The 15,459-nt window shown below is 62.0% G+C and carries 12 protein-coding genes; all 12 read left to right on the top strand.

Annotated elements, in window-relative coordinates; all coding sequences use genetic code 11:
* The first annotated feature begins 157 nt into the window (after positions 1-157).
* Entirely contained in the window at positions 158-1,171 is a 1,014-nt protein-coding gene (locus DBW_RS11465) for a PhoH family protein (protein ID WP_066727655.1), read from the top strand.
* A complete protein-coding gene (locus DBW_RS11460; protein WP_066727654.1) occupies positions 1,158-3,533 on the top strand; it encodes an HD family phosphohydrolase in 2,376 nt (791 codons plus the stop codon). Before DBW_RS11465 ends, DBW_RS11460 begins: the two co-directional genes overlap by 14 nt.
* Positions 3,430-3,888, top strand: a complete 459-nt coding sequence (gene ybeY / locus DBW_RS11455) for an rRNA maturation RNase YbeY (RefSeq protein ID WP_157471876.1) — start codon at positions 3,430-3,432, stop codon at positions 3,886-3,888. Before DBW_RS11460 ends, ybeY begins: the two co-directional genes overlap by 104 nt.
* Complete coding sequence (locus DBW_RS11450; protein ID WP_231875328.1) at positions 3,885-4,598, top strand: diacylglycerol kinase; 714 nt, start codon at positions 3,885-3,887, stop codon at positions 4,596-4,598. The genes ybeY and DBW_RS11450 overlap by 4 nt, the downstream gene beginning before the upstream one ends.
* 103 nt (positions 4,599-4,701) lie before the next feature.
* Positions 4,702-5,517, top strand: coding sequence for a hemolysin family protein (locus DBW_RS11445; protein WP_231875327.1), 816 nt, complete (start codon positions 4,702-4,704; stop codon positions 5,515-5,517).
* Positions 5,517-7,049, top strand: coding sequence for an apolipoprotein N-acyltransferase (lnt, locus tag DBW_RS11440; protein ID WP_082820319.1), 1,533 nt, complete (start codon positions 5,517-5,519; stop codon positions 7,047-7,049). Before DBW_RS11445 ends, lnt begins: the two co-directional genes overlap by 1 nt.
* A gap of 130 nt (positions 7,050-7,179) precedes the next feature.
* A protein-coding gene (gene prfB / locus DBW_RS11435) for a peptide chain release factor 2 (RefSeq protein ID WP_157471875.1) occupies positions 7,180-8,275 on the top strand; the annotation gives its coding sequence in 2 pieces (ribosomal slippage) (positions 7,180-7,248 and positions 7,250-8,275; 1,095 coding nt in all).
* 40 nt (positions 8,276-8,315) lie between these two features.
* Positions 8,316-9,515 carry an Ig-like domain-containing protein gene (locus DBW_RS11430; protein WP_066727652.1) on the top strand — a complete coding sequence of 400 codons (1,200 nt, stop codon included), beginning with the start codon at positions 8,316-8,318 and terminating at the stop codon, positions 9,513-9,515.
* Between the two features lie 68 nt (positions 9,516-9,583).
* Positions 9,584-11,068: a lysine--tRNA ligase gene (gene lysS, locus DBW_RS11425; protein ID WP_066727651.1), complete on the top strand. Its 1,485-nt coding sequence runs from the start codon at positions 9,584-9,586 to the stop codon at positions 11,066-11,068.
* Positions 11,069-11,158: 90 nt separating this feature from the next.
* On the top strand, positions 11,159-12,409 hold the full coding sequence (locus DBW_RS11420; RefSeq protein ID WP_066727650.1) for a lipoprotein-releasing ABC transporter permease subunit: 1,251 nt from the start codon (positions 11,159-11,161) through the stop codon (positions 12,407-12,409).
* Positions 12,402-13,091, top strand: coding sequence for an ABC transporter ATP-binding protein (locus tag DBW_RS11415; protein ID WP_066727649.1), 690 nt, complete (start codon positions 12,402-12,404; stop codon positions 13,089-13,091). Before DBW_RS11420 ends, DBW_RS11415 begins: the two co-directional genes overlap by 8 nt.
* Before the next feature lie 76 nt (positions 13,092-13,167).
* Positions 13,168-15,459, top strand: a complete 2,292-nt coding sequence (bamA, locus tag DBW_RS11410) for an outer membrane protein assembly factor BamA (protein WP_066727648.1) — start codon at positions 13,168-13,170, stop codon at positions 15,457-15,459.

Below are 15,459 nucleotides of genomic sequence, written 5' to 3'. Positions count from 1 at the left end.
CCGGGGCGAAGTGTTCCTTTTATAGCACAACGGGCCGGAAAGGAAAGCCTTTTTTCCCCCTTGCCGCGGCGCCTTCGGGGAAATGACGATTGATTTTCCCGGGGGGTGGTGCTATTGTTTGGCCTCCAAATTTCATGCGTGCATAAAAGGAAGTTTTTTGGATACTGATCCGACTGCAGGACATTTTTCGGCTGCTGATCAACACCTGGCGAACCTCCTCTTCGGCCGACAGAACCGCCATCTGAAGATTATGGAACGGGTGCTTGGGGTGCGCATCGGCTCCAAGGGGAGCGAGTTGCGCATCGAGGGGGACCCGCCCCAGGTCGGCCTGACCCGGCGCCTGCTCGATGAACTGCAGATCCTGCTTCAGGAAGGCTATCCCCTCTACCCGACCGACATCGATTACGCCATCCGCATTCTCAGTGCCGACTCCGGCAGCCACCTCCGGGATATCTTTCTCGATACGATCTACGTCTCTGCCCGCAACAAGGTTATCGCCCCAAAGAGCCTGGCGCAGAAGTCCTACATCGATGCCATTCGCGGCAATGACGTCGTCTTCGGTATTGGTCCGGCCGGGACCGGCAAGACCTACCTCGCCATGGCGATGGCGGTGGCGACGCTGATGAAGAAAGAGGTCAGCCGTATCGTCCTGGTCCGGCCCGCCGTTGAAGCCGGGGAGAAGTTGGGGTTCCTGCCCGGCGACCTGGCCGAGAAGGTCAATCCCTACCTGCGGCCGCTCTACGATGCCCTCTACGATATGATGGACTTTGAAAAGGGGCAGGCGCTCATCGAAAAGGGAGTGGTCGAAGTGGCGCCCCTGGCCTTCATGCGCGGTCGCACCCTGAATGATGCCTTCGTGATTCTCGACGAGGCGCAGAATACCACCGCCGAACAGATGAAGATGTTCCTTACCCGCCTCGGTTTCGGCAGCCGGGCGGTTGTGACCGGGGATGTGACCCAGGTTGACCTGCCGACCGGCCGCACCTCCGGTTTGGTCGAGGCGCTGCGCGTCCTGCCCGGGGTTGACGGGATCGCCTTTAACCACTTTACCGACCGCGACGTGGTCCGGCATCCGATCGTGCAACTGATCGTGCAGGCCTACGAGCGCGCTCCGTTGCCTGGCAGACCTCCAGTCGCCGGCCAGGATCTTCTCCGCCATGACCAAAGCTGAACGGAAACCGGAAAGTTCCAAGCGCAAGGGACGCTTCGCTCCCGAGCTGCCCGGACCGCCGTTGCAGGAACGAACCCGGCGCCAACTGCTGCTGATCTTCCTGGCCGTCGTTCTGACCATTATCATCATCCCCAAGGGGGGGCTCGTCCCTGACTACTACGAGCCGGGTGATATCGTCTCCCGGGATATCAAGGCGCCCAAGGATCTGCTCATCCCCGACCAGCCCCTGACCGAAAAGAAGCGGGTTGAGGCGGAAGCTGCTGTCCTCCCCTTGTACGATTACGATCCCGCGGTTGGCAGGGAGATCGCGGATCAGTTGGTGCAGGCATTGCGGCAGAGCCGCCGGGAACCGCCACCGGGAAGTGAATCCGAGAGCCTGCGCAAGGAGATCGAGGCAACCCTCGGGGTGCCACTGACGGAAGCTGACCTGGCCGGGCTGCGCAAGATTCCGGAGGGGGATGCATTCTATACCCAGCTCGGAACCGTAGTGGCTCGCGCTCTCGGCGGCAGGATTGTCGGGAATCTGCAGCTCTTCCAGGGCGAAAAGGAGCGGGGCGTCCTGGTCAGGGACCTGACCAGCCAGCAGGAGTCAAAACTTGAGGATATCTCCTCTGTCATCGGCCTGGGGGGGGCGCAGGACCGGATAGGGGAAGGTCTGCGCCAACTGAAGGAGCTCTCCCGGGGAGAGCGGGAGTTTCTCGACGGGCTGTTGCGCCGGCTGGTGCACCCCAACCTGACCTTCAATAAGAATGAAACCGAAGCGCGGCGGGCGGCCGCCCGCGCCGCCGTAGCACCGGTCCTTTTTCAGGTCAAGAAGGGGGAGATGATTGCCCGGGAGGGGGAGCGGGTCACTTCGGAGCAGATCTCCAAGCTGCGGGCACTGCGCGAATCGGGAAGTGATTCGAGCACGCTGCGAACCGGCGCCGGGATGCTCCTGGTCACGCTGCTGCTGATCTTTATCACCCACCGCTTCGCCAAGCTCAATGTGCGCAAATACCGGCCGGCAACCCGTGACCTCCTCTTTCTCGTCACTGCCTTTCTCGGGCTCTTTGTCCTGATCAAACTGGCGATCTTTATCTCCACGGCGCTGGAGAGCGCCTTCCCCTACATCGATTCCTCGAGCTATTTTTATCTCTTCCCCTTTGCCGTCGGCGCCATGCTGGTCCGGATCGTCCTCAATTCGGAAGTGGCGCTGATCTTTATCCTCCTCTCCACCACCCTGCTCGGGGTTCTTTTCGGCAACAGCCTCTTCATTACCCTCTACGCCATGAGCGGCAGCCTGGTCGGCGCCCACTGGGTTCGCCAGTGCAAAGAACGGACAAGCCTCTACCGCGCCGGTTTCCGGGTGGCCATTGTCAATGCCCTGATGATTCTCGGCCTGCAGCTCCTCGCCGGCCGGGGCTTCGATACGCAGTTGCTCTACAAGATCGGCTTTGGCCTGGGGGGCGGTTTCCTCTGTGCGGTAATCGTCACCGGCCTGATTCCCCTGGTCGAGCATCTTTTCAAGTACACCACCGATATCAAGCTGCTGGAACTGGCCAACATGAACACCCCCGTGTTGCGCGAGCTGATGGTGCAGGCGCCGGGGACCTACCATCACTCCATCATTGTTGGCAACCTGGTCGAAGCCGCCGCGGAAGAGATCAACGCCAATCCGTTGCTGGCCCGGGTGGCGGCCTACTACCATGACGTCGGCAAGATTCGCAAACCCCTCTATTTCATCGAAAACCTCGGCGGGCAGGAGAATCGCCACGACAAGCTGGCGCCATCGATGAGCGCGCTGGTGCTGATGGCCCACCTCAAGGACGGGGTCGAGATGGCCCGCGAGTGCAAGCTCGGCGAGCCGCTGATCAATATCATCCGCGAGCATCATGGCACCTCGCTGATCAAGTTCTTTTACGACAAGGCCAAGAACAAGTCCGACCCCGATGTCCAGCAGGTCGACGAGCGGGATTACCGCTATCCCGGTCCCAAGCCGCAGACCCGGGAGGCGGCGCTGATCATGCTCGCCGACGCGGTGGAAGCGGCCAGCCGTACCCTCACCGACCCGACCCCGGCCCGCATTCGCGGCATGGTGCAGAAGATTATCAACAATATCTTCATCGACGGCCAGCTCGACGAATGTGAGCTGACCCTCAAGGACCTCGACAACATCGCCAAGAGTTTCAATCGCATCCTTTCCGGTATTTTCCACCACCGGGTCGATTATCCCGAGCCGGCCTACAAGGAGCGGGAAAAGGATCCCAGCAAAAGGAAAAATGGTGAAGATTCAAATCGAGAACCGGCAAAGGAAGCAAAAGATAAGGAAACTGCCACTGCGAAGGGTAGCACGGAGGATCTTAAGCGCCTCGGGATGTCCTGATGCCGAGCTTTCGATCCTGGTTGTCGACGACGCCGGAATCCGGGTCATCAACCGGGACTTTTTGCAGCGCGACAAGGCGACCAACGTGATCTCCTTCGCCATGCAGGAGGGGGAGGGGAGCGGCATCAACCCGCTGCTACTCGGCGATGTGGTCATTTCCGCCGAGACCGCGGCGCGGGATGCCGCCGAAGCGGGCATCGGCTTCGAGGAGGAACTCTGGTTCCTGCTCCTGCATGGCATTCTGCATCTGCTTGGCTATGATCATGAGCGGGGGACGGCTGCCGAGGCCCGGCGCATGGAGGCCCGGGAAGCGGAGCTGTTCGCCCAGTTGCGCAGGGAGTTTGTGACCGGGTGAGCAGGGAGAAAATCAAACCGGCCAACTGGGTGGCGGCGATCAACTGCGCCATTGAGGGGATTCTCTGGACCACCTCGACCCAGCGCCACATGCGCGCCCACTTTCTGGCGGCGGTGCTGGTCCTGCTGCTGGCGATTTTTCTGCGGGTTTCGACCCTTGAGTTTATTCTGCTGACCTTCGCCATCACCCTGGTTCTCTTTGCCGAGCTGGTCAACACCGCTTTTGAAGTGCTGGTCGACCTGGTCTCCCCCGACTATCATATCCTCGCCAAGCGGGCCAAGGATGTAGCCGCCGGCGCGGTTCTGGTCGCCAGCTGCGGTGCGGCGGTGCTGGGGTTCTTCGCCTTTGCCCGCTACCTGGTTCCGCCGCTGGGCCGGAATCTCGACCTGCTCGGTCACCCGCCAGGAGAACTCTCGATCGCGGCGGTCCTGGTCGTCACCCTGCTGGTGGTGCTGCTCAAGGCGCGCTTCGGTTACGGCACCCCGTTGCAGGGGGGGATGCCGAGCGGCCACGCCGCGGTCGCTTTTTCCATTGCCACTTCCCTGGCCCTTGCCGGGCCCGGTACGGTGCTGGTCCTGCTGGCGCTGGGGATGGCGGTCATGGTCAGCCAGAGTCGCCTGCTGCTGGGGATCCATAGTCTGCGCGAAGTCCTTGCCGGTGCACTGCTGGGGAGTGGTGTGACGCTGGTTATCTACCTGGTCTTTGGCTGATCTGCCGCGCTGAGCGGATCGAATATTTTTTTGCTGGGGAGGAGAGGGTTCCTTGGACGAAGACGGCAGTAGTAACGGACATTCGGGTCTCTGGAAGGGTACCTTGCAGCGGTTGCTGTTCGGCCGGCGGCGGGCGCTGACCGAAAAGGACCTGCAGGACATCATTCAGGAATCGGAGGAGGAGGGGCTGATCAACGAAGATGAGGGGGAGATGCTCCACTCCATCTTCGAATTCGGTGACACCATCGTGCGCGAGGTGATGGTGCCGCGACCCGACATGGTCTGCTGCAGTTGCCAGGCGCAACTGCCGGAAGTCCTCGAGGCGATACTCTCCTCCGGGCATTCCCGGATTCCGATCTATGAGGGGGTGGTCGATCGGATTGTCGGTGTCGTCTATGCCAAGGACCTGCTTCGCTACTGGGGGGCGGCCGCCGAGGATCTCCGCCTGACCGAGGTGATGCGCCCCCCGTTTTTCGTTCCCGAATCGAAGAATATCGAAGATTTGCTGCAGGATTTTCGCAGCCGGCGGGTCCACATGGCGATCGCCATCGACGAATACGGGGGGACCTCCGGCCTGATTACCATTGAGGACCTGATCGAAGAGATCATCGGCGACATCCAGGACGAATACGATACCGAGGAAGAATGGCTGATCGAGGAGGGGGACGGCTCGGTCCTGGTCGATGGCCGGCTCAATATCGAAGACCTCGAAGAACATTACGCGATCCAGATCCCGCGGGAGAAGTTCGATACGGTCGGCGGGTATCTCATTCACCTGCTCGGTCATGTGCCACGCCAGGGGGAGGAGGTTTGCGATGCTTCTCTCTCGCTGACGGCCGTCGATGCCGATGAGCGCAAGGTGCGCAAGGTCCACGTCCGGCTCCTGCGCGATCCCGCTAGCGGGGAGAACATCCCCTGATGCGCTTGCGCCCTGATCGCGGCCTGGCCGCCGCTTTGCTCTCCGGCCTGCTGCTCGCACTCGCCTTTCCCCGCCCCGACCTGGCCAGCTGCGCCTGGTTCGGCCTGGTCCCGCTGCTGATATTCAGCGGCGAGCGCCCGCTACGGGACGGTTTTGTCGCGGGCGCCACCTTCTTTGCGATCGTCCTTTACTGGCTCAATATCGTCATGACCACCTATGGCGGGCTCAACCCGCTGCTGTCGGTGGTCGCCTACCTGATGCTGGTCGCCTATCTCAGCCTCTTTATTGCCGTTGCGGTCTGGGGCGGCTTTGCGCTGCGGGATCGGTTCAGGCTGCCGTTGCCGTTGACCTTGCCGGTCCTCTGGGTCGGTTTAGAATTCCTGCGCTCCTTCCTTTTCAGCGGCTTTCCCTGGGCGACCCTCGGTTATTCCCAACAGAGTCATCTTGCGCTGATCCAGTCCGCCGACCTCTGCGGCGTCTACGGGATCAGCTATCTTTTGCTCCTCGCCAACACGGTTCTCTCCTGTCTGCTGCAGGCTGGATACCAGCGGAAGCTGGCAATGACCCCCCGCTGGTCGCTGGTCGCACTCCTCCTTTTGGTGCTGGCTGATCTCGGTTACGGGCAGTGGCGGCTCGGGCAAGATATCGACCGCCGCGATACTACCCTGGAGACGGTCCTGGTGCAGGGGAATATCGACCAGTCGATCAAGTGGGACCCGGCGTTCCAGGAAGCAACCGTCGAACATTACCGCGACCTCTCCCTGCAGGGCGCCTCCGGGCTGACCGGGGCGCTCATCGTCTGGCCGGAGAGTGCGACCCCCTTTTACGCCCAGGATCCTTCTCCCCTGCAAAGCCTGGTGCATCAGGTGCCGCGGGTCACCGACTCCTGGCTCCTCTTCGGCAGTCCGGCCTATGAACGCCGGAATAACGTTGTCCGCTATCTGAACAGCGCCTTTCTCCTTGCCCCGACCGGTGCCGTCCTGGGACGCAGCGACAAGGTTCATCTCGTCCCCTTCGGCGAATATGTGCCGTTGAAAAGCTTTTTCCCCTTTATTGACAAGCTGGTCGTCGGTATCGGTGACTTTTCTCCCGGCAGCGTCGCCCCCTTGCGCCTCGATGGTCACCGCCTCGGGGTTCTCGTCTGCTTCGAAGGAATTTTCCCCGAACTGGCCCGGGATTTCGTCCGCCAGGGGAGTGACCTGCTGGTGAATATCACCAACGATGCCTGGTTCGGTCGTTCCTCGGCCCCGTTTCAGCATCTCGCCATGACCCGCTTTCGCGCCATCGAAAACCGCATCTGGGTCGCGCGCGCCGCCAATACGGGAGTCTCGGCCCTGATCGCGCCCTCGGGGCGGATTCCCGACCAGACCGAAATCTTCCTTTCCACTTTTCTGCGCGGCAGGGTTGGCCTGGGGAGTGGCCATGCCTTCTACAGCCGCTATGGCGACATCCTGCCGGGGGTCTGTCTCGCCCTCTCCCTCTTCTGGTTCCTGCGCCTGCTGCGCCGCCGCTACCAGCGCCCGCTGCCCTGAGTTTCGGTCCGGCCCGGGTCCCGCCCCCTTCGGCCCTGTTGGCAAGAGAAGTCTGGCAAGAGAAGTCTTGTGGAAAGCCGCGGCAGTCGCTATAATCGCAAACCTTGCCAAATCCAACGGGAGCGCCGCTATGTACCGTGAAGAAATCGAAGCCCTCAAGGAACTCCAGGACAAGCTCGCCGAGCTGAGGAGGTATCTTTGACTTAGCCGCCAAGCAGGAACGGGTGGCTGAGCTGGAAGCCGAAATCGCCAAGCCCGATTTCTGGAATCAGGGGGACCGGGCTCAGGAACTGCTCCGCGAGCGGACCACGTTGCAGAAGGTGGTGGAGGACTGGGAGGGCGCTACGCGCGAGCTGGAGGATCTGCTGGTCCTGTGCGAACTCGGTGAGGAGAGTGAGGACGAGGCGACCCTGGTCGAGGTACGGGAGCTGCTGCCGGCCCTGGCAGCCCGGGTCGCGCGCATGGAGTTCGCCCGCATGCTCTCCGGCGAGCATGACGCCAACAACGCCATTGTCAGCATCAACGCCGGCGCCGGCGGGACCGAAGCCCAGGACTGGGGCGAAATGCTGCTGCGCATGTACCTGCGTTTCTGCGAACGCAAGGGGTTCCGTACCGAGATCACCGACTATCAGCCAGGCGACGAGGCCGGGGTCAAGGGGGTGACCTTCACCGTCGAGGGCCCTTACGCCTACGGCTACCTGCGGGCGGAGATGGGGATTCACCGGCTGGTGCGAATCTCCCCCTTTGATTCCAATGCGCGCCGCCACACCTCCTTCTGTTCCATCTTCGTCTTCCCCGAGATCTCCGACGATATCGAGGTGGTGATCGACGAAAAGGATCTGCGCGTCGATACCTACCGCTCGAGCGGCGCCGGCGGTCAGCACGTCAACAAGACCGAATCAGCGATCCGCATCACCCATATCCCGACCGGCGTCGTCGTCGCCTGCCAGAACGAGCGCTCCCAGCACAAAAACCGGGCTACCGCCATGAAGCAGCTCAAGGCCCGGCTCTATGAACTCGAAGTGCGCAAAAAAGAGGAAGAGGCGGATTCCATCGCCGGCGAAAAGAAGGAGATCGGCTGGGGAAGCCAGATTCGTTCCTATGTCCTGCATCCTTACCGGATGGTCAAGGACCACCGCACCGGGCATGAGGTCGGCAATACCGACGCGGTGCTCGACGGCAATATCGAAGATTTCATCGAGGCCTATCTGCTGAGTAAAAAATAGCCGGGCCGTTCACCGCGGTGAGCGGCAGGGAGTTGCAAAAATGAAGCGTTGCAATATCTGGAATGGGATGACCCTGGTGATGGGGTTGCTGCTCTCTGGACTGCTGCTCACCAGTTGCGGCAGCAGTCAGGAGGATCTGGTCGCCCCCAGGATAACCTTCGATGGCGCCGCTGCCGATACGACCTCCCGTACCCGCTACCTGTCGGGAACGGTCGAAGCCGGCGCGACGGTCGAGGTGACCCTCGGCAACGATCTCCTCCCGGCAAGCCAGGTGCATGTATCGGGCGGCTACTGGAGCTGCGTGATCGACAATCTGGCCGCCGGCAGCAACCTGGTGAGCGTCACCGCCGTCGATGCCATCGGCAACCAGAATATCCTCTCCTTCTTCCTGGTTTACGATCTGCTCACCATCGACACCTACGTTTCCCCGCTCCCCGGCACCAGCCAGACGATCGGCGGTCAGGTCGATCCGGCCCTGGCGGCGCCGGAGGTGACCCTGAACAGCGTGGTTGTCGGTAATGGCACAGTAAGCGGCAACCGCTGGAGTTTTGATCTCACCGGGTTGGTCGAAGGCAGCAATGCCCTCGAGGTCAGCGTCACCCACCCGGTTTTCGGCCTGGTAAAAAAGAATCTTACCCTCCAAGTCAATACCCTGGCGCCGATTATTACCATCGACCCGGTGGTGACGCCGACGGTGGCTGCCGACCAGAACCTGAGTGGCAGCTACACCACCGCCCCGGTGGTCTCGGTGGCGACGGCCACTCCCGGCACCCTCAATGCCGCGGCCGGGCTCTGGGACCTTTCCCTTTCCGCCCTCGCCGCCGGGAAGAATATCGTCATCACCAGTGACAGCGCCAACAATATCACCGCCACGGCGCGGACCCTGATCACCCAGCAACTGGTCGCGGACCGGATTCCTCATCCCGGCGCCTTCGATGTCGCTGCCGCGACGACCGTCAGTGTCACCTTCCCGGTGGCGATGGCCGCAGCCACCATCACCGACAGCAGCTTCACCCTCAGCGCCGGCGATCCCGCCGTGGCGGTCGCCGCCGTGGTGACCTATGACGATGCGAGTCGTACCGCCACCCTGACGCCGGTCTCCCCCCTGGCGCCGGGGACCGTCTATACGGCGACGCTGTTGGCGCGCGACAGCAACGGGGGCGTCTTGCCCTCCGCCATCACCGACCTCTCCGGCCAGCCCCTGGCGCGGAATGTGAGCTGGTTTTTCACCACCCTTTGATGAATACCGGTCGCCCCTTATGGGCTGCGACCGCGACCTGAATCCGGCAGGAAAGGCAGAATCGAACCATGGAAGAACTCAACGACCTGGTCCTTCAGCGCCGCGCCAAACTGGCCGAGCTGCGCTCCCAGGGGCTCAACCCCTACGCCAATGATTGCCCGGTCAGCCATACCGCGGCGGAAATCCACGCGGCCCACGCCGACCAGGATGCGGCGGCTCTGGAAGCCGGGGCGCCCCATTACGCCGTCGCCGGCCGGATCATGGCCCGACGCGATTTCGGCAAGGCCGCCTTTATCCAGCTGCAGGACCGCAGCGGCCGGTTGCAGGTCTACGTCGGTCGCGACCTGATCGGAGAAGCGGCCTTTGAGCAGTTCAAGAAGCTCGACCTTGGCGATATCGTCGCTGCCGGCGGCGTACCGTTTCGTACCAAGACCGGGGAACTCTCGCTGCGGGCCGACAGCCTGCGGCTGCTCACCAAGTCGCTGCAGCCGCTCCCCGAGAAATGGCACGGGCTGACCGATGTCGAGACCCGCTACCGCCAGCGCTATCTCGACCTCATCGTCAACCCCGATGTCCGCGAAACCTTTCGCAAGCGCAGCCGGATCATTGGTCTGATCCGCGATTTCATGCAGCAGCGCGACTTCCTCGAAGTCGAGACGCCGATGATGCAGCCGATTGCCGGCGGCGCCACCGCCAAGCCCTTCATCACCCACCACAATACCCTGAAGATGGATCTCTTCCTGCGCATCGCTCCGGAACTCTATCTGAAGCGGCTGGTGGTCGGCGGCTTCGAGCGAGTCTTCGAGATCAACCGCAACTTCCGCAACGAGGGGATCTCGATTCAGCACAACCCCGAGTTCACCATGATGGAGTTCTACCAGGCCTACGCGACCTACCATGACCTGATGAACCTCACCGAGGAACTGATCTGCCACGTCGCCGCCGAGGTCTGTGGCAGCCTGCAGATCAGTTACGGCGGCCGCGAGGTTGACCTCTCCCCCCCCTGGCAGCGCCTGACGGTGCGCGAGGCGATCATCCAGTACGGCGACATCGATGCCGCGGCGTTGGAAGACCGGGAGCAGGCCCTCGCCTATGCCCGCAGCATCGGTCTGGAGCTGGAGCCTGGCATCGGCCACGGCAAGCTGCTGACCGAGCTCTTCGACGCCGTCGCCGAGCCGCAGCTCTGGCATCCGACCTTCATTACCGAGTACCCGACCGAGGTTTCGCCCCTTTCCCGGCGCAATGACGCCAACCCCGAGGTCGTCGACCGTTTCGAGCTCTTCATGGTCGGCCGCGAACTGGCCAATGCCTTCTCGGAGCTTAACGACCCCGACGACCAGAAGGAGCGTTTTCTCAAGCAGCTGGCCGAAAAAGAGGCGGGGGACGAGGAAGCCCACGCCATGGACGAGGATTATGTCCGCGCCCTCGAGCATGGTCTGCCGCCGACGGCGGGCGAGGGGATCGGCATCGACCGGCTGGTGATGCTTCTCACCGATTCGGCCTCGATCCGCGACGTCATCCTCTTTCCGCAGTTGCGGCCCGAAAAGAACTGACCGCAGCGGGGGACGGGGGAGGCGGGACGCGAAGGTTCCCCACGTCGAAACCACCCCCTTTCGTCCCGCGTTCCGCGTCCCGGACCTACTATGAGCTACGAACTCTTTGTCAGCCTGCGCTACCTGCGGGCCAAGCGCAAACAGACCTTCATCTCGGTCATCTCCTTCATCTCCATCGCCGGGGTGACGCTGGGGGTGGCGGCGCTGATCGTGGTGCTGGCGGTGATGACCGGCTTTCACGATGGGGTGCGCAAGCAGATCCTCGGTAACATTCCCCATGTCCTGGTACAGAAACAGGGCGCCGATATGAGCGGTTACGAGGAGGTAGCGGCCTCGATCCGCCAACTCCCCCATGTCACCTCCGCCACCCCTTTTGCCTCCAGGGAGGCGATGCTCCTCTCCCGCGGCAATGTCGCGGCGGTCAACGTCAAGGGGATCGAGGCAGGGAACAAGATCTTTCAGCAGAAGTTTCTCACCCTGGATGGCAAGAGTGCCGAGGAGCTGCTCTTCCAGGCGACGGACGGTCTGCCGGGGATTATCATCGGCCTCGACACCGCGACCACCCTCGGGGTGGCGGTGGGTGAGTCGATCAACGTTATCCCGCCCCTCTTCACCATTACCCCCTTCGGCATGATCCCGAAGATGAAACCGTTCCGGATCGTCGGCATATTTCGGCAGCGCGGGGGCTTTCTCGACACCTATTTTGCCTATATCCAGCTGCCGGTGGCGCAGACCTTCTTCGATGCCAAGGACCGCGCCAGCGGCATCGAGGTCGAGGTCGACAACTTCGACCAGGCGCGTCCGGTGGCGGCCGAACTGCGGCAGGAGCTCTCCTTCCCCTACGTGGTGCGTTCCTGGGAGGACCTTTTCGGTTCCTTTCTCTCCGCCCTCAAGCTGGAAAAACTCGGCCTCTTCATTGTCCTGGGTATCATCGTTCTGGTCGCCGCCTTCAATATCGGCACCACGCTGATCATGGTCGTCATGGAAAAACACAAGGACATCGCCATCCTGCGCTCGATGGGGGCGAATGCCCGCAGCATCATGAAGATCTTTGTCCTCGAAGGGCTGATTATCGGCACCGTCGGCACCCTCCTCGGTACCCTGCTCGGCCTGCTGCTGGCCAAGAATGCCGATCCGATCATCAAGGGACTGGAGAGTTTGCTGCACGTGAAGATTTTTGACCAGAGTGTCTACGGCATGGATACCTTCCCCTCGGTGGTCAACTCCGGCGACGTGCTCGCCGTGATTGCCGTCGCCATGGGGATTTCGCTCTTTGCCACCATCTACCCGGCCTGGCGCGCGGCGAAGATGGACCCGGCCGAGGCGCTGCGCTATGACTGAGGCGGTGGCAACAAGCCTGCTTAGGGTTACCGGCCTGGCGAAGAGCTTTGCGACGGCCGGCGGGGTGGTCGAGGTGCTGCGCGGCATCGATATCGAAATCCGCGCCGGGGAGCGGGTCGCCGTGGTTGGTGCCTCCGGGGCGGGGAAGACCACGCTGATGCATATCCTCGGCGCCCTCGACCGGCCGACCGCCGGCACCGTCACCTTTGCCGGGCAGGACCTTGCCCGACTGCGCGGTCAGGCCCTCGATGCCTTTCGTAACCGTAGCGTCGGCTTCGTCTTCCAGTTTCACCAGCTCCTCCCCGAGTTCAGTGCCCTCGAAAATGTCATGATGCCGGCGCTGGTGGCCCGCAAAAGTCCGGCGGCGGCCCGTGCCCTGGCCGAGGAGTTGCTGCGCGAAGTCGGCCTTGCGCACCGCCTCGATCACAAGCCGGGGCAGCTCTCCGGCGGCGAGCAGCAGCGCGTCGCCATCGCCCGTGCCCTGGTGATGTCCCCGCGGCTGCTCCTCGCCGACGAACCGACCGGGAATCTCGACAGTGGCACCAGCGACGAGATCTATCGCCTGCTCGACGAGCTGCACCGGCGCCATGGTCTGACCATGGTCATCGTTACCCACAGTGAACGGCTGGCCGGACGGCTGGACCGGATTATCCGCATGCGCGACGGGTTGCTCGATTGCTAGTTTTTTGGTTTACACGCTGGCGGGCATTTTCTATAATGACGCCCTTTGGCAGCGGATTTTCAGGAGTTTTTTCTGTATGTTGAAATGTTTGCTCATGCTGCTGGCACTCCTCTGGCTCCCCGTCGCAGCCTGGGCCCAGCCCTACCTGATCAGCGCCGTGCAGGTCGAAGGGGTGCTGCGGGTGGAACCGAGCGCGGTGCGCGCTGTCATTTCGGTGCAGCCCGGGCAGACGGTAACCCTGGACGCGATCGACAAGGATATCCAGGCGATCTTCAAGCTCGGCCGGTTTACCGATGTCAGCGCCGATATCACCGAACAGGGGGGCGCCACTATCCTCACCTACCGGCTGGTCGAACGTCCACTGTTGCGCAAGGTGGTCTTCTCTGGCAACAAGGAGTTCACCGAAGAGAAACTGCGCACCCTGATCAGCCTGAAAATTCCCGATATCTACAATCCGCGCCTGGTCGAACAGAGTACCACGGCGATTCGCAAGGCCTACGTCGAAGAGGGCTACCACGCGGTGGTCATCACACCGGAACTGGTCGCTGGAACCAATGGCGAGGCGACCCTGACCCTGGCCATCAAGGAGGGGGAAAAGGTCCTGATCGATACGATCCGCTTTGAAGGGAATACGGTCTTTTCCGACCGCAAGCTGCGCAAGGTGATGCAGACCAAAGAGCGCTGGTTCCTCTCCTGGCTGACCGATCGTGGCACCTACCGCGAAGACCTTCTCGACAACGACCTGGAACTTCTGGCCGACCAGTATTTCAATCAGGGCTATGTCCAGGTCAAGGTGCGCAAGCCGCAGATCACCCTGGTCGACGAAAATCGCTACATGGATATCCTGATCGTCATCGAGGAAGGCCCCCAGTTCCACGTCGGCAAGATCGAGGTGGCCGGAGACCTCATCAAGCCGGCCGCAGAAATCCTCGCCCTGACCAAGCTCAAGGCCGGGGATGTCTTCAGCCGGGAACTGCTGCGCCAGGATATTACCACCATCAACGACCTCTACGCCGATCAGGGGTACGCCTACGTCAACGTCGCACCCCTCTCCACCACCGATCCCGACCAGCGCACCATCGACCTGAAATACGATATCGAGCAGGGGTTCCAGGTACATATCGACCGGATTCGCGTCTCCGGCAATACCAAGACCCGGGACAAGGTGGTGCGCCGGGAAATGAAACTGGTCGAAGGGGACCTCTACAGCGCCACCGCCCTCAAGGAGAGCCGGCGCCGGCTCAACAACCTCGGATTCTTCGAGGAGGTCAACCTGGCGACCGCCAAGGGGCCGGAGGAAGCGCTGATGGATATCGATATTTCCGTCAAGGAGAAGCCGACCGGAACCTTCAGCCTCGGCTTCGGTTATTCTTCCGTCGACAAGTTTATCGGCCAGGGATCGATCACCCAGGCCAATTTTCTCGGCCGCGGCCTCAAGCTGAACCTCTCCGGGTCGATTGGTGGCACCAGCACCACCTACCAGCTCGGGCTGCTCGATCCCTATTTCCTGGATCGCAACCTCTCCCTCGGTGGGGACCTCTACAAGACCGATCGCGAATGGACCGATTTCAGCAAGAAGGCGACCGGGGGCGACATCAAGCTCGGTTTTCCGCTGACCGATAATTCCCGGGCCTTCTTCATCTACCGGTACGAGCAGAAGGATCTCTACGATGTCGACCCCAACGCGTCCCGGACCATCAAGGACCAGGCTGGGCAGTCATCCCTCTCCTCCATCTACGCCTCGGTCAGCCGGGACTCGACCGATTACCGGCTCGACCCGAGCCGCGGCGGCGTCTCCGAGTTTTCCATTGAATATGCCGGCCTCGGCGGCACCGACCGTTTTGCGCGGACCATCCTCGATCATCGCCATTTCTGGCCCTGGTTCTGGGGGACGGTCTTCTCCATTCACGGCCAGGTCGGCTATGTCGCCCAGGTGGGTGGCCGCGAGATTCCCATCGACGAGCGTTTCTACCTGGGGGGGATCCGGACCCTGCGTGGCTTCAAGTCACGGGAGGTCGGGCCGCGGGTGCGACGGGTCGGCAACAGTGTCGATCCGGTAACCGGGGCGGTTCTCTCCACCGGCGAAGATTTCGAGTACATCGGCGGCACCAAGGACGCCTATTTCAACGTTGAATATCTCTTTCCCCTGGTCAAGGATCTGGGCCTGAAGGGGGTGCTCTTCTACGATACCGGCAACGCCTGGAGTGAAGACCAGGACTATTTTACCGATATGCGTTCCAGTGTCGGTGCCGGCATCCGCTGGTTCAGCCCCTTGGGTCCGCTCCGTCTCGAATGGGGCAAGAACCTCGATCCAAAGGAAGGGGAGGGCGCCTCCCAGTTCGAATTTTCCATCGGTAATTTCTTTTAG

The organism is Desulfuromonas sp. DDH964 (assembly GCF_001611275.1).
Classification (GTDB): Bacteria; Desulfobacterota; Desulfuromonadia; order Desulfuromonadales; family DDH964; genus DDH964.
This window is presented reverse-complemented; position numbering and strand designations above follow the sequence as displayed.